The 23,748-nt window shown below is 35.8% G+C and carries 20 protein-coding genes; 8 read left to right on the top strand and 12 right to left on the bottom strand.

The window, feature by feature from the left end:
* Positions 1-105 precede the first annotated feature (105 nt).
* The 4 genes from CJF12_RS09755 to CJF12_RS09740 all read right to left on the bottom strand — a co-directional run bounded on the left by CJF12_RS09755 (position 106) and on the right by CJF12_RS09740 (position 6,113).
* Positions 106-915: a hypothetical protein gene (locus CJF12_RS09755; protein WP_034686408.1), complete on the bottom strand. Its 810-nt coding sequence runs from the start codon at positions 913-915 to the stop codon at positions 106-108.
* A gap of 153 nt (positions 916-1,068) precedes the next feature.
* Entirely contained in the window at positions 1,069-2,739 is a 1,671-nt protein-coding gene (gene asnB, locus CJF12_RS09750) for an asparagine synthase B (protein WP_034686406.1), read from the bottom strand.
* 323 nt (positions 2,740-3,062) lie between these two features.
* Positions 3,063-4,727: a GLPGLI family protein gene (locus CJF12_RS09745; RefSeq protein ID WP_034686404.1), complete on the bottom strand. Its 1,665-nt coding sequence runs from the start codon at positions 4,725-4,727 to the stop codon at positions 3,063-3,065.
* A gap of 180 nt (positions 4,728-4,907) precedes the next feature.
* Positions 4,908-6,113 (bottom strand): RsmB/NOP family class I SAM-dependent RNA methyltransferase, encoded by a 1,206-nt coding sequence (locus tag CJF12_RS09740; protein WP_034686438.1) that lies wholly within the window; start codon positions 6,111-6,113, stop codon positions 4,908-4,910.
* A 282-nt stretch (positions 6,114-6,395) separates the two neighbouring features.
* On the opposite strand from CJF12_RS09740, the gene CJF12_RS09735 reads away from it, so the two are divergent.
* A complete protein-coding gene (locus tag CJF12_RS09735; protein WP_034686402.1) occupies positions 6,396-6,740 on the top strand; it encodes a zinc ribbon domain-containing protein YjdM in 345 nt (114 codons plus the stop codon).
* 589 nt (positions 6,741-7,329) lie between these two features.
* Here the strand turns inward: CJF12_RS09735 and CJF12_RS09730 are convergent.
* Positions 7,330-8,265 carry a sulfate/molybdate ABC transporter ATP-binding protein gene (locus CJF12_RS09730; protein WP_034686400.1) on the bottom strand — a complete coding sequence of 312 codons (936 nt, stop codon included), beginning with the start codon at positions 8,263-8,265 and terminating at the stop codon, positions 7,330-7,332.
* A gap of 74 nt (positions 8,266-8,339) precedes the next feature.
* On the opposite strand from CJF12_RS09730, the gene CJF12_RS09725 reads away from it, so the two are divergent.
* Both CJF12_RS09725 and pheS read left to right on the top strand, forming a co-directional pair.
* Positions 8,340-8,999, top strand: coding sequence for a YceI family protein (locus tag CJF12_RS09725; RefSeq protein WP_034686398.1), 660 nt, complete (start codon positions 8,340-8,342; stop codon positions 8,997-8,999).
* 128 nt (positions 9,000-9,127) lie between these two features.
* Positions 9,128-10,138, top strand: a complete 1,011-nt coding sequence (pheS, locus tag CJF12_RS09720) for a phenylalanine--tRNA ligase subunit alpha (protein WP_034686397.1) — start codon at positions 9,128-9,130, stop codon at positions 10,136-10,138.
* A gap of 140 nt (positions 10,139-10,278) precedes the next feature.
* On the opposite strand, the gene CJF12_RS09715 is transcribed toward pheS, so the two are convergent.
* Positions 10,279-11,049 (bottom strand): DUF3108 domain-containing protein, encoded by a 771-nt coding sequence (locus CJF12_RS09715; protein ID WP_034686396.1) that lies wholly within the window; start codon positions 11,047-11,049, stop codon positions 10,279-10,281.
* Between the two features lie 150 nt (positions 11,050-11,199).
* Between CJF12_RS09715 and CJF12_RS09710 the strand changes: the two genes are divergently transcribed.
* Together CJF12_RS09710 and CJF12_RS09705 are read left to right on the top strand one after the other, a co-directional pair.
* Positions 11,200-12,255, top strand: coding sequence for an NAD(P)/FAD-dependent oxidoreductase (locus tag CJF12_RS09710; RefSeq protein WP_034686395.1), 1,056 nt, complete (start codon positions 11,200-11,202; stop codon positions 12,253-12,255).
* A gap of 12 nt (positions 12,256-12,267) precedes the next feature.
* Positions 12,268-12,597, top strand: a complete 330-nt coding sequence (locus tag CJF12_RS09705; RefSeq protein ID WP_034686394.1) for a 2Fe-2S iron-sulfur cluster-binding family protein — start codon at positions 12,268-12,270, stop codon at positions 12,595-12,597.
* Between the two features lie 153 nt (positions 12,598-12,750).
* Here CJF12_RS09705 and CJF12_RS09700 read toward each other — a convergent pair whose 3' ends face one another.
* From CJF12_RS09700 to CJF12_RS09690, 3 genes are all read right to left on the bottom strand, one after another.
* A complete protein-coding gene (locus CJF12_RS09700; protein ID WP_034686392.1) occupies positions 12,751-14,196 on the bottom strand; it encodes an aminoacyl-histidine dipeptidase in 1,446 nt (481 codons plus the stop codon).
* A gap of 202 nt (positions 14,197-14,398) precedes the next feature.
* A complete protein-coding gene (locus tag CJF12_RS09695; protein ID WP_034686390.1) occupies positions 14,399-14,890 on the bottom strand; it encodes a hypothetical protein in 492 nt (163 codons plus the stop codon).
* Between the two features lie 24 nt (positions 14,891-14,914).
* Entirely contained in the window at positions 14,915-15,520 is a 606-nt protein-coding gene (locus tag CJF12_RS09690) for an LURP-one-related/scramblase family protein (RefSeq protein WP_034686389.1), read from the bottom strand.
* Between the two features lie 114 nt (positions 15,521-15,634).
* Between CJF12_RS09690 and recR the strand changes: the two genes are divergently transcribed.
* A complete protein-coding gene (gene recR, locus CJF12_RS09685) occupies positions 15,635-16,246 on the top strand; it encodes a recombination mediator RecR (protein WP_034686388.1) in 612 nt (203 codons plus the stop codon).
* 1 nt (position 16,247) lies between these two features.
* Positions 16,248-17,087, top strand: a complete 840-nt coding sequence (locus CJF12_RS09680; RefSeq protein ID WP_034686386.1) for a glycosyltransferase family 2 protein — start codon at positions 16,248-16,250, stop codon at positions 17,085-17,087.
* Positions 17,088-17,137: 50 nt separating this feature from the next.
* Here the strand turns inward: CJF12_RS09680 and secG are convergent, their stop codons facing one another.
* The 3 genes from secG to CJF12_RS09665 form a co-directional block, all read right to left on the bottom strand.
* On the bottom strand, positions 17,138-17,476 hold the full coding sequence (secG, locus tag CJF12_RS09675; RefSeq protein WP_034686436.1) for a preprotein translocase subunit SecG: 339 nt from the start codon (positions 17,474-17,476) through the stop codon (positions 17,138-17,140).
* Positions 17,477-17,793: 317 nt separating this feature from the next.
* Entirely contained in the window at positions 17,794-19,827 is a 2,034-nt protein-coding gene (locus CJF12_RS09670; protein WP_034686385.1) for a M16 family metallopeptidase, read from the bottom strand.
* Positions 19,828-19,878: 51 nt separating this feature from the next.
* Complete coding sequence (locus tag CJF12_RS09665) at positions 19,879-21,192, bottom strand: M16 family metallopeptidase (RefSeq protein ID WP_034686383.1); 1,314 nt, start codon at positions 21,190-21,192, stop codon at positions 19,879-19,881.
* A 168-nt stretch (positions 21,193-21,360) separates the two neighbouring features.
* Here CJF12_RS09665 and CJF12_RS09660 point away from each other — a divergent pair, with 168 nt between their 5' ends.
* The gene (locus CJF12_RS09660; protein WP_034686382.1) at positions 21,361-23,691 is read left to right on the top strand and encodes an ATP-dependent helicase; all 2,331 of its coding nucleotides are present in this window, start codon (positions 21,361-21,363) and stop codon (positions 23,689-23,691) included.
* Positions 23,692-23,748 lie beyond the last annotated feature (57 nt).

Raw genomic sequence — 23,748 nt, 5'->3', positions numbered from 1 at the left:
GGATTAATGAATAATGGGATGGTATATTAAGCCAGCCCGAATCTTAGATAAAGAAATATCTATAAAATTAAAAAAGTCTTGTGAAATTTCACAAGACTTTTTTAATTATTTTTTGGTTTTTTCTACTCCTTTCCATTCATCCCCGGCTTTTCTGTACTGGCTCAAAATAAAAGTTTTGAAATCTTTTGTTTTATATTCAATATTGTCTGTATTCTGTTCAAATGGCATAATGTAATAATAGTCGACATCCGTTTTGTCTGTTTTGTTTCCTTTTTTCACAGAAGGCACATACTTTGAAAATTTATACCCTGGAAGATACTGCTTCAGAGAAGTGTAGAATTTTTTATCATCTTCTCCCGGGATAATATCTACGATATTAAAGTCATCTTTTTTCTTATCAATCCACAGGTAGTAGGTCTTCTCTTCCTGGGTCTTTCTGTTTAAAGAATTGAAGGAAAATAGTTCTTTCGGTACCAGTTCTTTGATTTTTTCAGGATCTACTTTTGTAAAATATTCTCCCTGGGAAGGATCTACATAGGTTTCAAGATTATACATTGATACCGCGTTGTTTTCAAAATTTTTATTTTTAAAATATTGGTTTAATGATAATTCTGCTGTTTCTCTAAGCTCTTTTCCTCTTGCATCCAGTTTTTTGGTAGGGTTCTGAGGGTTTACCTTCTTTACAAACTCATACAAAACGACAGGCTTCACATCTTTAAGGTGCGGGTATGTTTTTAATTGTTCTGCTTTTGCCAGCCAATAATATTGTTGGTAGTAATTTTCCTTTTCATTATCCTTTACGCTTTTATAAGTTAAAGCCAGTTTTTTTGAATTAAGATATTTTCCGAATTTACCTTGACCAAAAGTAAAATGTATAGATAATAAAGCAAAAAAGATAGTAATATTCCTTCTCATTTTTATAAAATTGATTTTTTTCGTTTTCCAAATATAATTATTTATTAGATAATATTTTTGATTGTCGCTTAAATTATGTCAATATTATTATCGTTAATTCAAAAGAAAATCCTGTATTGCTACAGGATTAATAAAATGTCTTCGTATTTTACATTAGTCATATGAGGTTTCGTGTACCTTTACCGCTCTTCCGCTCGGATCATTCATCTTTTTAAATGCTTCATCCCATTCCAGTGCGATAGGAGTTGAACACGCTACCGAAGGAACGGATGGTACTGTTGCAGCGGCGGTTTCACTTGGGAAGTGTTCTTCAAAGATGGTTCTGTAACGGTATTCTTCTTTGTTTTGAGGAGTATTTAAAGGGAATCTGAATTTTGCATTAACCATCATTTCATCCGTTACTTCTTTTTCAGCAACTTCTCTCAGAGTGTCGATCCATGAATAACCTACACCATCAGAAAACTGTTCTTTTTGTCTCCATACAATAGACTCCGGAAGCGTATCTTCGAAAGCTTTTCTCAAAATCCATTTTTCGATTTTTCCTTCAGAAACATCGATCATTTTATCTTTCGGGTTAACCGACATGGCGATATCCATGAATTCTTTGTCAAGAAAAGGAACACGTCCTTCAATTCCCCAGCTCATTAATGCCTTGTTGGCTCTTAAACAATCGTAAAGGTGAAGTTTTCCCAGTTTTCTAACCGTTTCATCATGGAATTCTTTTGCGTTAGGAGCTTTGTGAAAATAAAGATATCCTCCAAAAAGTTCATCAGAACCTTCTCCCGATAGAACCATTTTTATCCCCATAGATTTGATAACTCTGGCTAAAAGGTACATCGGCGTTGATGCTCTTATGGTAGTGACATCATAAGTTTCAAGATGGTAAATGACATCTCTGATGGCATCCAGTCCTTCCTGTACTGTAAAATTAACTTCGTGGTGAACGGATCCGATGTGGTCTGCAGCTTTTTGGGCAGCTGCTAAATCAGGCGAACCTACCAGTCCAACGGCAAAGCTGTGTAATCTTGGATACCAGGCTTCCTGTGTGTCACCACTCTCTACTCTTTGTCTTGCAAATTTGGCAGTGATTGCAGAGATAACCGAGGAGTCCAGACCTCCGGAAAGTAATACACCATAAGGAACATCACTCATAAGCTGTCTGTGAACGGCATCTTCAAGACCTTTTCTAAGTTTTGCAATATCACTTTCGTTGTCTTTTACCGCGTCAAATTCTTCCCATTCTCTTTGGTACCATTGCTGAAGTTCATTTCCTTCCTTACTGTATACCAGATGTCCCGGTAAAAAAGTTTCTATTGTTTTACAGATTCCTTCCAGAGCTTTTAACTCTGAAGCAACATAGTAGTTTCCGTTTCTGTCCCAGCCCTGATAAAGAGGGCAGATTCCCATATGATCACGGGCAATCAGATAGACATCGTTTTTAATATCGTATAATGAGAAAGCAAAGATTCCGTTGAGTTTTTCGATAAAATCTTTACCATATTTTTCGTAAAGTGCTAAAATAACCTCACAGTCAGATTGAGTTTGGAATTCATAATCTGGAAATTCTTCCTTCAACTCTCTGTGGTTGTAGATTTCCCCATTTACTGCTAAAACAAGATTTCCATCTTTAGAAAACAGCGGTTGTTTTCCGGAAGTTGGATCTACAATAGCGAGTCTTTCATGAGAGAAAACTACTTTCTCGTTTTGAAATACACCGCTCCAGTCCGGGCCTCTGTGACGGATTTTTTTTGACATTTCTAAAACCTGAGGTCTTAATATTTCGGTTTTTTGTTTGGCATCAAACAAACATACTATTCCACACATCTTTTGTTATTTATTTAATAGCAAAAGTAGATTTGATATTTAAAAATAACAATATAAAATAATTAAAATAGAATATTTTTAATTAATTAAATATTTCAAATTAAAAATATTAACAATTTTGAATAATAATGGCGATTTTGAAGGAAATTTTTCGTTTGAAAATAGGGTGTATCTATTCATACGAAATTAAAATGACATATTTATTAATCTATGATAATTTATTATATGAATTTTTACTCTTACTTTGTGGCTCGAAATAATTTTTTTTCATCATTTGTGTTTTTACCTTCTTGTGATTAATATCACGAGAAGGTTTTGTTTTTTTATTCAACACCCAACAATGTTCCTGATACATTCCATGAGCTAAAGCTCGTTCCTTCTGTAGGACCCTGAGGAATTTTAGCCTGAATGGTATGCTTGCCTGCTTTCAGATCACCAAGAGCAATGAAGTTAGGATTAGTAACTGTTCCGGGACACCAATTTGAACGGCTTAGATCTGAAGAAGACAATCCGTCAGGAAAGTTTCCTGAAGCCGGATTGTAGAGTCTGTAAGATCCGCAGTCGGTTCTCCAGGGAGTAAAAGAAAAGGTGAGTTTTCCGTCGAGGAAAATAGAATTGATTTTAGGAACGAACTCATCTCCATTTTCCCAACCTCCATGTCCGGTAGTAATGTATCTGAGCTGAGCATTTTTTAAATCTTTTTTTAATGTAAATTCTACGAAAAGTCCTTTGTCCTGGTTAAACATGGTAGCGTAATCCTGTCCGGCCATTTCCATAATATTGACCGTATTGAATAAAGGAATCACTGTATTATTTTTATAAACGGTCTGATCGCTTTTATGAATTGTAATATCAAGACTTACCTTATGTCCGCCTTTATCATAATTTCCGATAAATGTTCCGATCCAGAGCTCTTTCTCTGAAAGTGAAGGTTTTAAATCGGTAATGTCCTGTCGGTAAGGACTTATGGTTTGCCAGTCCTTTCCTTTTAACTGAATGTGGTTGAATTTCTGGATTCCGAAAGCTGTAAAAAAACGCATCATTTCAATGGCGGGATCATAATTTTCAGTAGCAGTAATCCCATAATATTGTTTTCCGTTTCCGTTTTCATAAAGAGGAAGTGTTTTTACCCCTTTTTCCAGACCATCTAAAAAAGATGTTGATTTATCCTGCGGGATAAAAAATACAGTTCCGGTCCTGTCATATGCGTCTCCATTAGACTGTTGTTTCAGCTCGACGAAAATATTTTCTCCTGCGGAAATTTTAGGAAATTTCACTTTTTTTAATATGATGGTTCCATTGGCAAATCGTTTTACGTTTTCATCAGATTTAGTTTGATCAGAGAAGTTAATGGTTTCATTTTCAAAGACCTTTAAAGTTGTGAATCTACTTTTCCAGAGAAGATCTTTATAACCTAACAAATCTGTCGTCTTTACAGAACCCTTTATAAGATTTTCGATATTGGTTTTCTTGATCTTTTTAATAGAATTAGCTGTAATTACTGAGTTTTTATTTCGCTCAATTTCCAGAACCAATCCTAAATTCTGCCCTAAAGTTGAAGGCCCGCCATTGATTTTTAAATCATTCGTATACCATACTTCAATTGTGTTGGAATTGATTTTAGTAACTGCTTTTTTACAGGTGTAGCCCAGTATCTTTTTTGTTTCTTTGGTTAGCTCAAAAGATTGCTTGGCTACTGATTCCGTGTCAGAGGTTGAGATAAGCTCATTAGGTTGTAAAAAAGCATAAGAAACTATTGTATTGGAAGGCTTTTCTACTTTTGTAATTTCAAACGGATATTCACTCTTTTGTTCCCGGATGGTATTGTTAAGAATGAAATTCTCTTTTTCATTTGCCCATACAAGTATTGGAGGCTGTTCCGTTTGTACTTTTCCGTTGTATGAATTGATGTATTGAATTTCATAAGTCTGAGCATAGCTCATGAAAAATAAAAAAGTAAAGAAACCAAGTAGAATTCTATGACGCATAAATAGGAGTTTATCACAAAGATAAATTTTAGCCATAAAATAAGTTGTGAATTTTAAGAAAAATTTTGTGAATAGGCCTGGCGAAACCTCATTGAACTTTAAGGTCTATAGGTTTTTTATGAATAAAAAAAACTACTCCATAAAATAGAGTAGTTGTATATTTAGAAAAGTAAGTTCTTACTAAGCAAGTCTTTCAATCAGTGCCATATAGAATCCATCGTATCCTTCACTAGGCATTACTTTTTCATCTTTAATCAATTTGAAATCCGGATTGTTCTTTAAGAATTCTTTTACCTGTTCATTATTTTCAGATGGTAAGATAGAACATGTAGCATACACCATTTTACCTCCTTTTTTTAATATTTTAGAATAGTCCTGAAGAATCTGTTGTTGTTCTTTTTTAATTCTGTCAATAAAATCCTGGTCAATTTTCCATTTGCTGTCAGGGTTTCTTTTTAAAACACCCAGACCAGAACATGGTGCGTCGATCAAAAGTCTGTCTGCTTTTTCATGAAGACGTTTGATGACTTTATTATCAGAGATCATACGGGTTTCAATATTGTGGGCTCCGGCTCTTTTAGCACGGCGTTTCAATTCAGCTAATTTCCATTCGAAAATATCTAAGGCAATAATCTGTCCTTTATTTTCCATTAAAGCAGCAAGGTGAAGCGTTTTACCTCCGGCACCGGCACAAGCGTCTACGACTCTCTGTCCTTCTTTTACATCAAGGAAATATCCTATTTTTTGAGAAGATGCATCTTGCACTTCAAATAACCCTTCTTTAAAAGCTGTAGTAAGGAAAACATTTTTCTTTTCCTCAAGCTGTACAGCATCAGGGTAGTTTTTCACGGTATAAGAAACTACATTCTCGTCAGATAAATCTGAAATGAGTTCTTTCGGAGTAGTTTTCAAAGAGTTGGCTCTTAAAACAGTCGGTGCCTGCTCGTTTAAAGCTCTCATCTCTTTTTCCCAACCAGCACCTAGTTCTTTTTCCAGAGTTTCAGCCAGCCATTCAGGAATAGAATGTTCAATTGCTTTCGTAGGAACAGTATCTTTTTTTAATTTGGTGATAATATCAGCGATTTTTATCCCTTCGAATTCTTCAAATCTTTTATAATTTGTTTTACTCCAAAGCAGATAAGCAATAATGAGTTTATAGATATTATTAGGTTTTACCCCTTCTCCCATATAATACTCCAGACGTTTTTTCCAGCGGATGATATTATAGAAAATCTCAGAAACAACTGCTCTGTCCTGGCTTCCCCATTTTTTATGAGCTTTTAAAAGCCTTTCTATTACTTTGTCGGCATATTTATTTTTCTCAAAAAATGTTTCTTGTAAAGCATCGTGAATTCCGATAGCTAAGTTTCTGTGAATAAGTTCCATAATTGCTTCTGCTGTTTTCAATCTGCAAAAGTACAAATTATAGTTGAGAATTAATAGCGGGGTTGGAGAGGTTGAGGTTTTAGGGTTTTAGAGTCTGGGAGTTTTAGAGTTTGAGGGTTTGAGAGTTTAGGAGAGTAGTGTATAAGGGGTGATATTGTATCTTAATAGTAAATTATCTTTATTCTTTTCTCTTTATTCTCGGTTCTTGGTTCTCGGCTCTTAGTGACATTCGGTTTCGCCCTTCATTATTCAAAAAGCTCTACCTTTGTAAAAAATAAAAATATGAGTGATATTGTACTTTGTCCAAAATGTGGTTCCGAATTTACCTATCCAAGTGATAATATGACGGTGTGTTCTCAATGTTTCTATGAATGGAATCCTGAAGAAGCTGCATCTGCATCTGCCAGCGAAGGAAAAATATTGGATTCCAACGGAAATGAATTACAAGATGGTGATTCTGTTGTTGTGATTAAAGATTTACCGGTAAAAGGAGCTCCAAAACCAGTTAAGGCAGGAACTAAAGTAAAAAATATCCGTTTAAGACCAGGTAGCGATCATAATATTGATTGTAAAATAGATGGTTTTGGCTCTATGGCTTTAAAGTCGGAGTTTGTAAAAAAAGCTTAATACTTTATTAAGTATAGTGGATATTCACTGAATATAATCCCGGATACAAACATAAAGTTTAATCAGTGAAGCATGCTTTGCACACCCTGAATATATTATATACAGTATTATATTATCTAAACATTTAAGATTTAAACCACTTATTTAGAGATTTCTTCTATGACCGAAATGACAAACTCCAATGAATTCACCATTTTGCAAATCAGCGATTTTGTCTTTACAGGAATGAAATTTTTGTATCCGGGATAATCCTTGGTAGTCAGCAATAAAAAAAGGAAAAGATTGGACAGTGTAATCTTTCAAAGACTTGATTGCAGGATCCTGCTAATGTCCGTCTTGGAGGCAGAAAGAGAATTAACCAAAAATTTCCTTATACTGTGGAAATACAAATGTAAGAAAAAGTTTTAAAAACTAGTTCCAGTAACAACGATTTTTTATCCACAAACTAACAATAACAGTAAGATAATCTGTCGATTAGTGAAAATTCGGAAAGGCTGAAAAGCGAAATCGCCGAATTGTAAATTCGTAAAATCGTTGAATTGTTATATGGTGTAGGTGTAAGCCTTTTTGCAATTTTGCCTTTTAGTTTCTATTCAAAAATGATTTTAACGGGATTTTCTACCTTTTTCTCACTGTATATAACCAGCTCTTTGTTTTTGACACTGATCTTATTCCAGTAATGGCTTCCTGCAAATCTGCTTTCGAGTACTTCAGCTTCAAAGCCATCCTGAGCAGTTTTAATTTCACGAGGAAAGTAAAAAAACTTAGAAATCTGGAAATCACGCATTTCATTTTCATTAAAAATATTGACCTCTCCAAAAAGCTTTGCCACATAGGGATTATAAGGATCTTTATAGGTTTCTTCAGGGTTGGTATTTTGAATAAGCCTTCCCTTCTGAAGAATTACTATCTGGTCGAGCCATGGCATAATATCCTGAAGCTCATGAGTAGAAATAATGAGAGAAATATGGTGTCGCTTTACATATCTGAAAAGCCTTTCTCTAAGCTCTATTTTTCTTGGAAAATCAATATTGCTGAAAGGTTCATCCAAAATAAGCAGTTTAGGCAATACTGATAATGCCCGGGCAATAGCTACTCTCTGTTGTTGTCCGCCACTCAGATTCTTGGGTAGTGTATTGCTGTAATCCTCTAATCCTACCACTTCCAGTAGTTCAGTAACTGTTTCTCTTTTTTTAGCCAGGTTGATATTCGAAAGAAACTTACCAACATTATCAGCTACTGTGGAATAAGGCATCAGATCAAAATTCTGGGCAACGAATTTCATTTCAGATTCACCGGGAACAAGGTTCCCTTTGGGACCCATTAAGGGAGTATTATCAAAGATAATTTCTCCGCTTTCCCAGTCTAAAAGACCATAAATTAAATTGAGTAACGTAGATTTTCCACAACCGCTTTCTCCAGCCAATGCAATGATTTTGCCTTCCTCAAATCTCATATTGAGGTTTTGGAACAAGGGCTGGTCTTTACGGTGTGAGAAGTATAGGTTGTTTATTTCTAATAGCATGTTACAAATGTACTATTTTTATAAAAGAATTATTTTTTTTATTATATTAGCGCTTGTAATAAAAAAATACCAAAATGAAAAAAAGATTGTTTTCTTTAATGATTCCGGCTGTTTTTGCTGCGGCTGTTGTAGTTTCTTGTAAGAAAGATAAACCACTAACAAGTGAAGCTGGTGAAGTAACAACTACAAAAGATGGAGCTCAATATGCACTGGATACTTTAAATAGTAAAATAGAGTGGAAGGGGTATAAAGTATTTAAATCTGACAACACAAGTCACTTCGGAACGATTAAGTTTGAAAGTGGGGATCTTACAGTAAAGGATGGAAAGCTTGAAAGCGGAAAGTTCGTTGCTGATATGAATTCCCTGACATCAGTAGATTTGAAAGATGATGCTAAGCAATTAGCAGATTTGAATGAGCATTTAAAAAGCGGAGATTTCTTTGAAGTAGAAAAATTCCCTACTGCTTCTTATGAAGTTACTAAAGTTACACCGGCTGTAGAAGGTGATTACAATACTCTTTTAGATGGTAACTTAACCATTAAAGGTATTACAAAGCCATTTCAGTTGAAAGCTAATGTTTCTGTAAAAGAAGGAGAGGTGACTGTAGCCACTGAGCCAAAAGATATTAAGAGAGACGAATTTGGAGTTAAGTTCCAGGTTCCTGCTAAAGACGGAGTGATTAAAGATGAGGTAACTCTTCAGATCAACGTTAAAGCTTTAGAGAAAAAATAATTTTTTTATTTAAGTGAAATAAGTGATTGAAGTCTGCCTCCGATAAGGGGCAGATTTTTTTATGATAAATAAATAAGTTATTAAACTGAAAATCGTATTTTTGCAAAACATTTTGAAAGGGTAAAAGAATGATAGAAAAGATAGAAGAACTACTCGTTGAGGTAAACAGCTTCAATACTACATCGAAAGAGGAGATAGAAAATTTCCGAATCAAGTATAATGGTAAGAAAGGAGTTCTAAACGATTTTTACGAAACATTAAAAGAAGTTCCTAATGACCAGAAGAAAGAATTCGGGCAGAAGGTCAACTCCTTGAAACAGGCTGTTGCCATAAAGTTAGAAGATTTAAAAAATGCTTCTGCATCCTCTATAATCGTAGAAAAAGATGATCTTACAAAGCCTGCTTTTCCCTTGGAGCTGGGATCAAGACATCCTATCAACCTGGTAAAAAACAGAATTATTGAGATTTTTAAATCCATTGGTTTTGCTGTTGCAGACGGGCCTGAGATAGAAGATGACTGGCATAATTTTACGGCTCTTAATCTTCCTGAATATCACCCGGCAAGAGATATGCAGGATACTTTCTTTATTGAGCAAAATCCGGATATTCTGTTAAGAACACATACTTCTTCTGTACAAATCCGGTATATGGAAGAAAATCAGCCGCCAATAAGAATTCTTTCTCCGGGAAGAGTTTTCAGAAATGAAGCGGTATCTTCACGTTCTCACTGTATCTTCCATCAGATAGAAGGTTTGTATATTGACGAGAATGTAAGCTTTGCAGACTTAAAACAAACTATTCAGTTCTTTACTACGGAGCTTTTCGGAAAATCAAAAATAAGAATGAGACCCTCTTATTTCCCTTTTACTGAGCCTAGTGCTGAAATTGATGTATACTGGGGATTGAACTCAGAAACAGATTACAGAATTACAAAAGGAACAGGTTGGCTGGAAATTATGGGCTGTGGAATGGTAGATCCTGCTGTTCTTAAAAATGTAAATATCGATCCGGAGAAGTATTCGGGATATGCTTTTGGAATGGGTATAGAAAGGATTGTAATGCTTCTTTATCAAATGAGCGATATCAGAATGTTTTTTGAGAATGATATCAGAACCTTAGAACAATTTAAAACTTTATAATATAAAGCCTCCGATCCGGAGGCTTTTTTTTGTCTACTGTATCATATTCGCGTGCGATGGATAAGAAATTAAATATGGGCATTATTCATAAAAAATATGCCTGTAAAATTTACAGGCATATGCTATATAGGTATAATATTTTACTTCGTGAATTTTAAAGGATATTTCACATTTTTATATCCGTCGATACTGGCTTTTAATGAACCGACTGCTAGTTCTGCTTTTAACAGCATAGGAACATGATTGGCATCATTGGATACCCACATCGTAACACCTTCTTTTTCTTTAAAAACTCTTCCGCTTATTACTGAAGGGATGATTTTCAGACAATTAATAGTTCCGAATTTGGTTTTCAGATTCTCTGTTCCCACCACTTTCAGCTGAAAAGGAAACATCTCATCATCGATCCATACATTCATGTTGATTACAGTTCCTACTTTCAGGTCATTTTGACTCTGGCTTCTTAAATAGTAAAAGCATGACAGCATATCCTGTATTCCTTTTACCGATTTTATGACTTTAGATCCATTGGCCGGTGTTTTTTTATCCGTTAAAATTAACGTATTGTTATCGTGGTTAAATACTGTTTCAAAATGTTGACGATAGCTCCCCTCTTTTACATTTCTTACGTAAAAACTGGGAAGGCCGGTGTCTATGTTGACGAAGCTTTCATATAAATCATCCACTTTGAAAAAAGCTTTCACAGCACCGGAAGTTTGTCCTGTTCCTCTGACATAGAGGTGCGGAAGTCCTTTATATGTCGTTTTTTGAGTGGTAAGTGTTGCATTTCCTGCAGTCAGAATCCCGTAATGAATTCTAAAGGTAATGGATTCGCCATCTGCAATATTGTCTATTTGGGCAAAGCCTAAAAAGGATGTAAATAATGCAACGATATAAAAGATTTTCTTCATGGTATAATTTTTACAAAAACACTGCCAAAATTAATATATTTCGTTATTTGTTACGATTTGATAAATCTCAGCTTTTTATTTAGACTTAATTAAATCAGCTTCGCGTTAAAATTAGTAAATTTGCAGTTATATGTATAATTAAATTTTGTTATGATAACAACCGATATATTGATTATAGGAGCCGGACCTACTGGACTTTTTGCTGTATTTGAAGCAGGTTTGCTTAAAATGAAATGCCATATTATTGATGCACTTCCTCAACCAGGAGGGCAGCTGGCTGAACTTTATCCTAAAAAACCTATTTTCGATATCCCAGGATATCCTTCAGTAAATGCTGGAGAATTAGTTGATAACTTAATGGAACAAATCAAACAGTTTCAACCTGGATTTACTTTGGGAGAAACTGCGGTTACGCTTACAAAAGTAGATGAAGAATGGTTTGAAGTAGTTACCAATAAGGGAACTGTTCACAGAGCAAAAGCCGTGGCGATTGCCGGAGGATTAGGAACTTTCGAGCCTAGAAAACCAACCATTGAAAATATTGCTGATTACGAAGAAAAGGGAGTTGAATACTTTATCAAAGAGCCTGAACATTTCAGAAACAAGAAAGTAGTTATTGCCGGAGGAGGAGATTCTGCTCTAGATTGGAGTATTTTCTTATCGAATGTTGCGAGCGAAGTAACTTTAATTCACAGAAGAAATGAATTCAGAGGAGCTTTAGACTCAGTAGAGAAAGTTCAGGATTTAAAGGATCAAGGAAAAATAAAATTAATCACACCAGCTGAAGTAATCGGAATAAAAGGAGACGGAAAAGTTTCTGCAATTACAGTACAGAGAGATGGTGAGGAAGCTCAGGATATCGAGACAGATTACTTTATTCCTTTATTCGGTTTAACTCCAAAATTGGGAGATATTGCCAATTGGGGATTGAATATCGAGAAAAATGCAATCGTTGTAAACAACGCTTTAGATTACCAAACCAATATTGAAGGGGTATATGCGATAGGAGATATCAATACATATCCTGGAAAGCTTAAGCTGATTTTATGTGGGTTCCATGAGGCTACATTGATGTGTCAAAGTGTTTACAACAGATTGAATCCGGGTAAAAAATACGTTTTAAAATATACTACAGTAAGTGGAGTAGACGGGTTTGATGGAAGCCGTAAAGAAGCAGAAAAGGCAGTTGTGAAAAAAATTGACTAATTTTGTATAATTATGTCAGATATCAATATAAAAATCACCGATAGAGAAGGTGTAACTCATGATGTTGTTGCTCCTACGGACATGTCCATGAATTTAATGGAAATTATACGTTCGTATGAATTAGCAGAAGAAGGAACTATCGGGGTATGTGGTGGAATGGCCATGTGCGCTTCATGCCAGGTATACGTAATTAATGATCCGGGACTACCGGAAATGGGTGCTGAAGAAGATGCCATGCTGGCGGAAGCTTTTCACGTGCAGGATAACAGCAGATTAGGCTGTCAGCTGCATATGGCAGACGATATGGAAGGTCTTGCCGTGGAAATTGCTCCTTATCCTTAGTCAGATTCCAACTTAAAATATAAACTCTCGAAGAACCTCTTCGGGAGTTTTTTATTTAGTAATTTTTAAAGTTTGTTTTTAGAAATGGGCTTTACTTAGCAAAAAAATCCAAGTCATATGACTTGGATTTTTTTTGTTATAGTATAAAAGATTTTATTTCTGCGGAATATTCGCTAAAATATCTTTTAGGAAACTCCAGAACTTCTGAGCTGAAGGGATGTTGGCTTTCTCATCCGGAGAGTGAGCTCCTCTGATGGTAGGTCCGAAACTTACCATTTCCATCTCAGGATAATTAGCTCCGATAATCCCACATTCAAGGCCTGCGTGACAAGCTACAACATGAGGCTTTTCTTTGAATTTTTCTGTATAGATTTTTTCCATCAGCTGAACGATTTCAGATCCCGGTTTAGGTTTCCATCCCGGATAAGAACCGCTTAACTCTACATTCATTCCAGCTAGCTCAGCTACTGATTTTAGCTGCTCAGCCACTGCATTTTTAGTAGATTCAACGGATGATCTTGAAAGGTTTAGGATTTTTAAGCTTCCTCCTTTCAATTCAACTCTGGCTACATTGTTGGATGTTTCTACAAGATCCTTAACATCAGGACTCATTCGGTAAACACCATTGTGAAGAGATTTCAAAGCCAAAATAATTTTTTTGGAATCTTCTTCAGAAATTGCTTTATCAGAACTTGTAGAATTTTCAATATTGATCTGTAACCCCGGCTCAACCGTAGCAAATTCCTCCAGAATTTCTTTTTTAAGTCCGGACGTCAATTCTTCGATAAACTCGGCAGCATTTCTCACAGATACGATAGCTACAGCTTCTCTTGGAATTGCATTTCTTAATCCGCCTCCATCAATTGAAATCAGCTGGATGTTTTCTTTAGTTAACCCATTATATAATAATCTTCCGATAATGACATTAGAGTTTCCAAAACCTTTATGAATATCCATTCCTGAATGTCCACCTTGTAATCCTTTAACCTCAATTCTTACGATCTGACCTTTAGCAGGCTCTGTTTCATAAGTCTGGGTGATGGTAACATCTATTCCTCCTGCACAACCGATATCGATTTCATCATCTTCTTCCGTATCAAGATTTAAAAGAATATCTCCTTTTAATTGGCCTGGCTTTAATCCTAAAGCACCGGTCATTCCTGTTTCTTCGTCTATAGTAAAAAGAGCTTCCAAAGCTGGGTGAGGAATGTCAGAACTTTCAAGAATCGACATAATTGTAGCAACTCCTAAACCGTTATCGGCACCTAATGTAGTCCCTTTTGCTTTTACCCAGTCGCCATCGATTTCCATTTTGATTCCTTCTGTTTCGAAATCAAAATTAACATCATTGTTTTTCTGGCAAACCATATCCAAATGAGATTGTAATACAATAGATTTACGGTTTTCCATTCCTGCTGTGGCAGGCTTTTTAATAATTACATTTCCTACTTCATCTACCGTAGTTTCCAGTCCTAAATTTTCACCAAATCCTTTGATGAATGCGATTACTTTTTCCTCTTTTTTTGAAGGTCTTGGAACTGCATTTAATTTGGAGAAATTTTTCCAGATAATTTGCGGTTCTATATTGGATAATTCCATAAAATTTTATTTTTATCAAAATTACGAAATAAAAAATGCTCCCGTAATTCGGGAGCATACTTTTTTATGGTAAAATTGTAGAATCGTGAAAAGGGCAAAAAGGCGAAATTGTGAAAAGGCTTATACATCCATATGACAATTTTACGATTTTACGCTTTTACAATTCAGCGATTTCGCCTTTCAGCCTTTCCGCTTCTATCGACTAACACCCACATTCGCCATAAACCGGTAACGTGATAACAGTACCATCTGGCTTTTCAATAGTCAGTGTTCCTTCGAATAATAGAGTTTCTTCGCTTTTTATTTTTTTACCTTTTACAGAGATTTTATAATCCCCATTTTCTATTTCTTTGCTCAGTTGGTCTTCAACTTCCATATCGCTTGATGAAATCAGGTTCATGGCTAATCTTTTGCCATCCAGCTTCATATAAGCTGTTTTGCCAGCATCATCAGCATAAATATACTTCTCTGCTACAAAATCTTCTTTGCTTTTCGCAAAATAACATGAGCACTCCTTGATCTCTTTTGGGAAAGGAAAGGTTTCAACTAAAATTTTTCCTGATGCAGCATTCGTCTTGGCAGAATCCTTAACAATCGTTAGAGAATCCTTAGATGAAGAACCGGAACCAGTTTCTTTGTCTTTTTTACAGGCAACTAAAAATAATGCTGAAAGGATAATAATAAAGTGTTTCATTGATTTGTGGTTTATATTATATATTTACCCTCTTGCTCTTTCGAGAAGTACCATCATTAATAATGAAAGAACGACTAAACTTTCGTCTTCGTCATCGATATCAATCATTCTGTCAAGCTGGAATCTTCTCCCAAAGAAAGAAGGCATTTTTTTAAGTTTGAAATATTCTTTTCCGTCAGGTCCTTTTACAGTATAAGCCGGATTGAGGAAATATCCTGTAAACATACCAATAATAGGAATCTCACTGACCATTCCGTCGAAGAATTTTGTCCAGGCATTGTCTTCTGTTACGGTAAATTTAGGCTGGTCCTTTGCGTCAAGGATATTATAGGTGGATTTCCAAATAGAACGCATTCCTTTTCTTGCCAGTCTTCCAAAGTTTTTTTTATCAACCAGATCATTTAAAGAATATGAAGCATTAAAATCAATCCATTGGTTAGCCTGGATTCTGAAAAGCTCTCTTGATCTGCTTTCATCATTAAAGACGATAACATCTTCTTTGAGCTTAAACATTTTCTGGCGAACATAAGCAACATAGTTTCCATTTTTGTCGGTAATGTTGAAGTCGCTGGCTAATGTTGTGATTTTAAATTTAAAATCCAATGGATAATTCAGGTTGTTAAGTACCATTTAGTTGATTTTTTTCATATTTTGTTCAAAGATATATTTTTTATTACAAAAAGTAGCTGATTTTTACCCTGATAAAGCCGGAAATACTCATCTTTTTATATTATTTTTGTAATTATGGATTACCCAAGTAAAGTTTTGGCAAAAGCAGTGGATGAGATTTCAGGACTTCCCGGAATTGGCCGGAAGACTGCTTTGCGTTTAGCGCTTCACTTACTGAAACAACCCAATTCCAGAGCGGTAAGTCTCGGAAACTCTCTGATCAATCTTGTGAACGAAATCAAGTACTGTAAAGAATGTCATAATTTTTCTGATTTTGATATTTGTGAAATATGCAGCAGTCCTAAAAGAAATGATGAGCTGATCTGTATTGTGGAGGATGTTCGGGATGTGATCGCTATTGAAAATACCGGAAAGTATACCGGGAAGTATCTTATTTTGGGAGGCAAGATTTCACCTATGGAAGGTGTAGGTCCTAATCAATTGAATATCCCAAGCATAGAAAGAAAGTTGAATTCCGGCAAAGTAAGGGAGTTTATTTTCGCTTTAAGTGCAACCATGGAAGGAGATACTACTGCGTACTATATTTATAAAAAGTTTAAAAGTTTTAATGTAAATTTCTCAAGTATCGCAAGGGGGATTTCAGTAGGGGATGAACTGGAGTATGCCGATGAAATTTCTTTGGGAAGATCCATCATCAACCGTCTTCCTTATAACGAAAAGGATTAAGATGAATATACAGCTGTCCATTGTCATTGTTAATTATAACGTTACCCGATTATTAAGGAGTTGCCTTTTATCTATTCAACATTATATAGGTGATATTCATTATGAGGTCATTGTTATCGATAATGCCTCTACGGACACTTCATGGAAAGAGCTGATTACTGAATTTCCGGATTTTCATTTTATTGCCTCTGAACAGAATGAGGGATTTTCAAAAGCCAATAACAAAGCTATTGAAACCGCTAAAGGAGATTATCTTTTAATTTTAAATCCGGATACTGAGCTTGAGGGATCATATATAAAAGAAATCCTTGAGTTTGCCAATGATCAACCGAAATTTGGGTGTTTAGGAGTAAGAATGCATGATGCAAAAGGAAATTTTCTACCCGAAAGCAAACGGTCGGTTCCCGATATGTTTAACTCCTTTGAGAAGCTGTTTGTTAATTTTAAAAATAACAATTCAAAATCGTATTACCGTAATGATATTGGGGAATATGATATTGATGAAGTGGAAGTCATTACGGGAGCTTTTTTTCTCGTTAAAAAAGATATCTATAAAAAAGCAGGAGGATTAGACGAAGCGTATTTTATGTATGGGGAAGATATTGACCTGTGTTATACCTTACTGAACCAAGGATTAAAAAATTATTATTATGGCAAGGCATCAATCCTTCATCATAAGGGAGAAAGTACTGTAAAAGATGAGGTATATCTGGAAAGGTTCTATGGTGCGATGCAAATTTTTATCAGCAAGTACTACAAAGAAGCCAAGCCTATTCAGTATTCTTTTTTAAAAGCAGGTTTGAAACTTCGCCACCAAATAGAAAAGATCAAACTGAAATAAAAAAGCAACTCAAATAGAGTTGCTTTTTAGTATGTAAAATTATTATTTGCTTATTTAGCCGGAGTCTTAGCTGGCGTTGTTGTTTGAGAAGCCGGAGCAGATTTTGCAGGAGCTTCTTTTTGAGTAGGAACCTTAATAGGAGCCGTTTGTGATGGCTTTCCTGTAATAACAACACTTAAAAGTATAAGAACGATAATTGTTGCTCCTAAAGTCCATGTTGCCTTTTCCATAAAGTCATTGGTTCTTTGTACTCCAAACTGTGCAGATGATGCACCTCCGAAAGTACTGGAAAGACCCCCACCTTTTGGGTTTTGAGCCATAACAATAATTACCAGTAAAACGCTAGCAATCATAATAAGAACCATCAATAGTATAAATATAGAATCCATTAATTTGATATCTTTTTGAATGGGCAAATTTAATCTTTTTTTATCGAATACCAAAATAAGATTTCAGTAAAAAGAAAAAACGACAGCAATTGCTATCGTTTTTTCTTTAAAATAAATGCTTTTTATTATACTGGGCTAGGAATATAATAGATTCCTGTTTTATAAAGTAAGGAAGCTTGAGGCTGGAAGAGGGAAGTTATTGAGTTCTAAAAAATAACTATCATCCTATTTTATAATAAAAGCCTGGAATTACTGGTTCAATACTAGCCTCCAGCCTCCCTCTTCTAACTCCTTTCTTATTTTAACCCGAATGTACGTTATTTAAAATCAGAATCTTTAGCCTGATTGATCTGATAAGATTTTACGGCTAAGTTGATGTCCATTCCTCCCATATTCTGAAGAATCGTATGAGGCAGTTTTACGCCTGATACCTCCTTATAATCAGCATAACTGGTTGGGGTTGAACCTTGTTCTCCTGATTTTACCTCTCCGGTTTTTAAACCTGTTTTTACACTATAATAATAGGTGTTTTTCGCTCCTTTTATGACGTAAGAATCTTCATTGTTATACTTTTCGATTCCGGCTAATTTATATTCAGGAGATTTGGCGAAATTAAGTTCCGGGAAAAGTTCTTTTTCTTCTCCCATTTCCGCCTTTTGCTTATCGTTTAGAGGCTTTTTTTTACCTTGAACTTCCATATAACCATCTTTACCGTCAAAAACGATTTTTTGTACGGTGTTTCCCATCATGCTGATGTTCATTGCCATTTTACCTCCTTTTGCCTGGATCATTTTCATAGTCATATCCATTCCCTGTACTTTGGTCGTAGCATCCGTAGAAATCGAGGTGATTTTCTGAACAGCAGGCAGGCCTCCGATAGCATTGATGTATTTATCTGCAACAGATCCGATAGTAACGCTGGCGTCTACTTTTTGAGCTGCAGGTTTTGCTACTGGATTCGCTTCTTTATCAAAGTATTTTACCGGATATCCTAATTTTTCCAATCCTTCAGAAATATCAGAAGCTTTACCTGCGATGAAAATTCTGCTTTGATTAGGATAAATAGTTGATTTTACCGCATTAGAAACATCTGCTGCAGTAACCTTATCGATTGATTTCAGATAATTGGTATAGAAATCAGAAGGAAGATCCTGTATTTTTTGGTTTAAAGCAAATCTTGCAATGGTTTCCGGCTTTTCTAAAGACATGATGAAGCTTCCCTTCAATTTAGCTTTTGCATTTTCCAACTCCTCAGGCTTTACTGTAGAGATTGCATTGAGCTCATTCATAAATTCCTTAACAGCCTTATCGGTCACTTCGTTTCTTACACTGGCCTCAGCAGAGAATTCAGGTGAATATTTGCTTGCACTCATGCTTGAATAAGCCCCGTAAGTGAATCCGTTTTTCTCACGAAGATTCATAAACAATCTTGCTTCTCCACCGCCACCTAAGATGTAGTTGGCAATCGTCGCAGGAAAGTAGTTGGAATCTTTCATTTTTAACGTATTCAGGTTTCCAACAGAAATTACAGATTGTACGGCAGAAGGAACATCAACAATGTTGATTTCTGTTTTGGCTACATTTGAAGCAGGTTCTAAAGCTGTAAATGCCGTATTGGATTTTTTCCAGCCACTGAATGCTTTTTCAATCAGGGGTTTTACCTGGTCATATTTTACGTCTCCCACGATTACCAGATAAGCATTGTCGGGAGTATAATATTTTTTATAGGTATTCTGAACGTCAGCCAGCTGAATTTTGTTGATAGATTCTATCGTTTCAAATTCTCCTCTTGACGTGTTTTTTCCATATGCTAAAGCATTGGAAACTCTCGATGCAATGGATGATGCATTTTTCTCATCTGATTTTAATCCTTCAATAGCTCTTTCTTTAGAATTCTGAATTTCTTCAGCAGAGAATTTAGGGTTGATGATAGCATCGGCCATCAGTCCTAAAACTTCCGGGAAATATTTTGATAATGAACTGGCGAAAGCTCCTCCTGATGAAAAATTAAGGTTAGCTCCCAGGTAATCAATTTTTTTATTGAATTCATCTTTGCTTAGATTGGTAGTTCCGTTTTCGAACTGTTCAGCCATAATCTGGCTTACCCCGGTTACACTTCCTTCATAATAGGGAGGTCTGTCCATAGAAAGATTAGCACTTACTCTTGGCAGCTTGTTATTTTCTACGACCATTACCGTAAGACCATTAGACAACTGGAAAGTTTTTGGCTTTGCAATGTTGATAGCAGGAGTAGGACCCGGCTTAGGCATTGCATTAAGATCTATCTTTTGTGCGGAAAGCATTCCTGTAAATAAAAATGCTACAGCTATATATGTTAATTGCTTTTTCATTTGTAAATAATTGTTTGTTATAATCACTTTTAAACTCAACGTTACTGAGGATTATTTTTTTTCAGGGACGTAATTAATGATTATTCTTTGATTAGGATTCAGGTACTTTTTAGCAGCATTTTGAAGATCTTCTCTTGTGATCGATCTGTAGATGTCAATTTCCTTATTGATAAGGTTGGTATTTCCCATCAATACATGGTTTGTCGCTAATGAAGCAGCAATTCCCTGAATGCTCGAGTTTTGATTTACAAACTGGTTTTCAAACTGATTCTGAAGTTTCTGATAATCTTCCTGAGAAATTAAAGTCGTTTGTAGCTTTTTGATTTCAGCATCGATATCAGACTGTAAAGTTTGCTTTGTCGTCTGTCCCATCGGGATCGCAAAGAAGGCAAAAATACTATAGTCTTCAAGCCCCTGGTTGAACGCAGCTACCTGAAGTGCTTTTTTCTCCTGATCCACTAGTTTTTTGTATAAAACCGAAGATTTTCCATTGCTCAGGTAAGAGGAAAGCATATCTAAAACATAAGCGTCTTTCTCTTTATTAGCAGGTGTTCTGTATGCAAAAACGTACGCAGGAAGCTGGATGTTAGGGTCTGTAGCCGTAACTTCTTTTTCCTGTGTGATAGGAGCGTCTTTCGGGAAGTCCTTAGGATAAATAGTCCCTTTTGGGATTCCACCATAATATTCCTCAATCCATTTTTTGGTTTGTTCAGGCTTAATATCTCCTGCAACTACCAAAGTAGCATTATTAGGAACATAATATTTTTTATAGAATGCCTGAAATTCTTCCAGCTTCGCAGAATTCAGATCTTCCATAGATCCGATAGTCGGCCAGTTATATGGGTGATTGGTGAAAAGATTTTTTTGGATGGTAGAAAACAGATTTCCGTAAGGCTGGTTGTCCATTCTTAATCTTTTTTCTTCTTTTACCACCTCTCTCTGAGTATCTACTCCAACCTGGTTGATTAGCGCATGACGCATTCTTTCAGATTCCATCCAAAGGCCTAATTGCTCGTTGTTGGAAGGGAAAGTTTCATAATAATACGTTCTGTCGTTCGTAGTGTTGGCATTATTTTGTCCTCCATTGGAAGAAACAATTTTAAACCAGTCACCTCTTTTGATATTAGGTGTTCCTTCAAATAATAAGTGCTCGAAGAAATGAGCAAAACCGGTTCTTCCTTTTACTTCATCTTTAGCACCTACATGATACATTACCCCTGTTGTAACTACAGGTGCTGTGTTGTCCTGATGAAGAATTACGTGCAAACCATTGGGTAAGTCATACTCTTCGAATTTGATTTGTTGTGCATTCAGCATCATTCCAAAGAAAGCCACAGCAGCAACAGAAAGAAGTCGTTTTTTCATAAAGTAGAAATTGTTTGTCAATAAGTCTTAAAAATAGGGCATTTGTTACAATTATTTTGCGATTTTTTAGTAGAGTGGCTATTTATGTTAAATATACCATAGTAGGATCCAAAAATTTGAATTCTCCTTTTAATACATTAATTTTGTATTCCCAAAATTTTTTGCAGTATGGACTATTTGAAAGGACTCAATGAATCACAATATGAAGCCGTTACCACTCTACAAGGACCATTGATGGTACTTGCAGGAGCCGGTTCCGGAAAAACGCGTGTGCTTACCATGCGTATTGCCCATCTGATTACGAATGGAATTGATCCTTTTAATATCCTGGCTCTTACCTTTACCAACAAGGCTGCAAAAGAAATGAAAGAACGTATCGCCAAAGTTGTGGGGCAGAGTAATGCAAGAAGCTTATGGATGGGAACCTTTCACTCTGTGTTCGCAAGAATACTAAGGGGTGAAGCTCATTACCTGGGATATCCTTCCAACTTTACCATCTATGATCAGCAGGATGCATTGAATGTGATCAGAAAGGTGCTGAAGGATATGAATATTGATGCAGATCTGTATAAGCCTAAAAAGGTTCAGGCACGAATTTCCACTTATAAAAATAACCTGATCACAGTAAAAGCTTATTTCAACAATCCGGAATTAGTAGAGGCTGATGAAAAAGCAAATATGAAATTTATCGGACAGATCTACCAAAAATATGTGGAAGCCTGTTTCAAAAACGGAGCGATGGATTTTGATGACCTGTTATTAAAAACCAATGAATTGCTGACCCGTTTCCCGGAAGTTTTGGCAAAATATCAGGACCGGTTCAGATATATCCTTGTCGATGAGTACCAGGATACGAACCACTCACAATACCTTATTGTGAAAGCTTTAGCTTCAAAATTTGAAAATATTTGTGTAGTAGGAGATGATGCGCAGTCTATTTATTCATTCCGTGGAGCTAATATCTACAATATCCTGAACTTTAAAAAAGATTATCCGGATGCAGTAACCGTTTCTTTGGAGCAAAACTATCGTTCGACACAGACTATTGTTAATGCAGCCAATACCGTCATTGCAAAGAACCTTCAGCAGTTTAAGAAAAATGTTTTCAGTGAAAATGAAGAAGGGGATAAAATAAAAATTTACCGTTCACTTTCAGATGCTGATGAAGCGAATTTTGTGGCCGGGAACATCTGGGAACTTCGCAACAGAGATCAGAGAAAATATAATGATTTTGCAATTCTATACAGGACCAACTCACAGACCCGGGCTTTTGAAGATGCCCTGAGACGTAAGAATATTCCCTATAAAGTATATGGAGGTTTATCCTTCTACCAAAGAAAAGAGGTGAAAGATCTTATTGCTTATCTTCGCCTTCTGATCAATGAAAATGATTCCGAAGCTTTGATGAGGATCATCAATTATCCTACAAGAGGAATTGGTGAAACTACGCAGAATAAATTAATCGTTTTTGCGGACGCTCAGAATATTCCTGTTTCGAAAGTACTTGATAATCTTCCGATGTATGCACCGCAGCTAGGTTTTAATAACGGAGTTCTTAATAAGCTGAATGATTTTTGGTCGATGATCAAAGCGTTTGAGGTATTATTAAAAACTGAAACAGCCTATAGTGTGGCTATGGAAGTAGCTAAACGAAGTGGTTTGATCAAAATGTTAAAGGACGATCAAACGCCGGAAGGGATTTCCAGAGTAGAGAACGTTCAGGAATTGATGAACTCGATGCAAGGGTTTATTGAAGAACAAATGCAGTTGGAAGATGGAGACCCGAGTTTATCGAACTTCCTTGAAAATATTGCCCTTTCTGCTGATACGCAAGCTAAAGAAGAGGAAGAAGATATGGTTTCCTTAATGACCATTCACCTTTCTAAAGGACTTGAATTCCCGGTTGTACATCTTGTAGGAATGGAAGAAAATCTTTTCCCTAGTTTTATGAGCTCAGCAACCAGAGAAGATCTGGAAGAAGAAAGACGTTTATTTTACGTTGCCTTGACCAGAGCTGAAAAACAAGCCTTTTTCTCTTATGCAATTTCCCGTTTTCAATGGGGGAAAATTACAGATGCTGAGCCATCAAGGTTTTTAACTGAGGTGGATGATGAGTTTATAGAATTCATCAATCCGGCAATGGAAAAAAGATTCATCAACCATGCAGGGATCAAATCCAATATTTTTGATGAACATCCTTCGGAAGTCAGAAGCTTCAAAAAGGTGGAGAAGAAAACGATTGAGAAGAACGAAAATTCAAAACCAATAGCAGAGCCAAGAAAGCTTAAGCCTGTAAGTACCGCTAAAATTATCAATCCAAGCGGAGCATCTTCGCAGGACATTGAAGTAGGAGATAGAGTGAGACATGACCGTTTTGGTATTGGAGAAGTTACTTTCCTGGATGGTACTGATCCACAAAATATCAAGGCAAAAGTAATTTTCATGCACGAAGGAGAGAAAAATCTTATTCTAAAATACGCTAAGCTTACCAAAATTTAAAAAATAGATTTAAGCTATTAGCATTTTCTGTAAATTATTAGTCCACTTTTTTTGTAG

It is taken from the genome of Chryseobacterium piperi, assembly GCF_002285635.2.
Taxonomy (GTDB): Bacteria; Bacteroidota; Bacteroidia; order Flavobacteriales; family Weeksellaceae; genus Chryseobacterium; species Chryseobacterium piperi.
The sequence above is the reverse complement of the archived record's forward strand: the minus strand, read 5'-3'. Positions and strand labels throughout refer to the sequence as shown.

What these genes read in the sequence shown, in the direction of transcription:
- CJF12_RS09755 (WP_034686408.1), bottom strand. Translation starts at nt 915, where the DNA reads ATGAGAAGGAATATTACTATCTTTTTTGCTTTATTATCTATACATTTT.
- asnB (WP_034686406.1), bottom strand. Translation starts at nt 2,739, where the DNA reads ATGTGTGGAATAGTATGTTTGTTTGATGCCAAACAAAAAACCGAAATA.
- CJF12_RS09745 (WP_034686404.1), bottom strand. Translation starts at nt 4,727, where the DNA reads ATGCGTCATAGAATTCTACTTGGTTTCTTTACTTTTTTATTTTTCATG.
- CJF12_RS09740 (WP_034686438.1), bottom strand. Translation starts at nt 6,113, where the DNA reads ATGGAACTTATTCACAGAAACTTAGCTATCGGAATTCACGATGCTTTA.
- CJF12_RS09735 (WP_034686402.1), top strand. Translation starts at nt 6,396, where the DNA reads ATGAGTGATATTGTACTTTGTCCAAAATGTGGTTCCGAATTTACCTAT.
- CJF12_RS09730 (WP_034686400.1), bottom strand. Translation starts at nt 8,265, where the DNA reads ATGCTATTAGAAATAAACAACCTATACTTCTCACACCGTAAAGACCAG.
- CJF12_RS09725 (WP_034686398.1), top strand. Translation starts at nt 8,340, where the DNA reads ATGAAAAAAAGATTGTTTTCTTTAATGATTCCGGCTGTTTTTGCTGCG.
- pheS (WP_034686397.1), top strand. Translation starts at nt 9,128, where the DNA reads ATGATAGAAAAGATAGAAGAACTACTCGTTGAGGTAAACAGCTTCAAT.
- CJF12_RS09715 (WP_034686396.1), bottom strand. Translation starts at nt 11,049, where the DNA reads ATGAAGAAAATCTTTTATATCGTTGCATTATTTACATCCTTTTTAGGC.
- CJF12_RS09710 (WP_034686395.1), top strand. Translation starts at nt 11,200, where the DNA reads ATGATAACAACCGATATATTGATTATAGGAGCCGGACCTACTGGACTT.
- CJF12_RS09705 (WP_034686394.1), top strand. Translation starts at nt 12,268, where the DNA reads ATGTCAGATATCAATATAAAAATCACCGATAGAGAAGGTGTAACTCAT.
- CJF12_RS09700 (WP_034686392.1), bottom strand. Translation starts at nt 14,196, where the DNA reads ATGGAATTATCCAATATAGAACCGCAAATTATCTGGAAAAATTTCTCC.
- CJF12_RS09695 (WP_034686390.1), bottom strand. Translation starts at nt 14,890, where the DNA reads ATGAAACACTTTATTATTATCCTTTCAGCATTATTTTTAGTTGCCTGT.
- CJF12_RS09690 (WP_034686389.1), bottom strand. Translation starts at nt 15,520, where the DNA reads ATGGTACTTAACAACCTGAATTATCCATTGGATTTTAAATTTAAAATC.
- recR (WP_034686388.1), top strand. Translation starts at nt 15,635, where the DNA reads ATGGATTACCCAAGTAAAGTTTTGGCAAAAGCAGTGGATGAGATTTCA.
- CJF12_RS09680 (WP_034686386.1), top strand. Translation starts at nt 16,248, where the DNA reads ATGAATATACAGCTGTCCATTGTCATTGTTAATTATAACGTTACCCGA.
- secG (WP_034686436.1), bottom strand. Translation starts at nt 17,476, where the DNA reads ATGGATTCTATATTTATACTATTGATGGTTCTTATTATGATTGCTAGC.
- CJF12_RS09670 (WP_034686385.1), bottom strand. Translation starts at nt 19,827, where the DNA reads ATGAAAAAGCAATTAACATATATAGCTGTAGCATTTTTATTTACAGGA.
- CJF12_RS09665 (WP_034686383.1), bottom strand. Translation starts at nt 21,192, where the DNA reads ATGAAAAAACGACTTCTTTCTGTTGCTGCTGTGGCTTTCTTTGGAATG.
- CJF12_RS09660 (WP_034686382.1), top strand. Translation starts at nt 21,361, where the DNA reads ATGGACTATTTGAAAGGACTCAATGAATCACAATATGAAGCCGTTACC.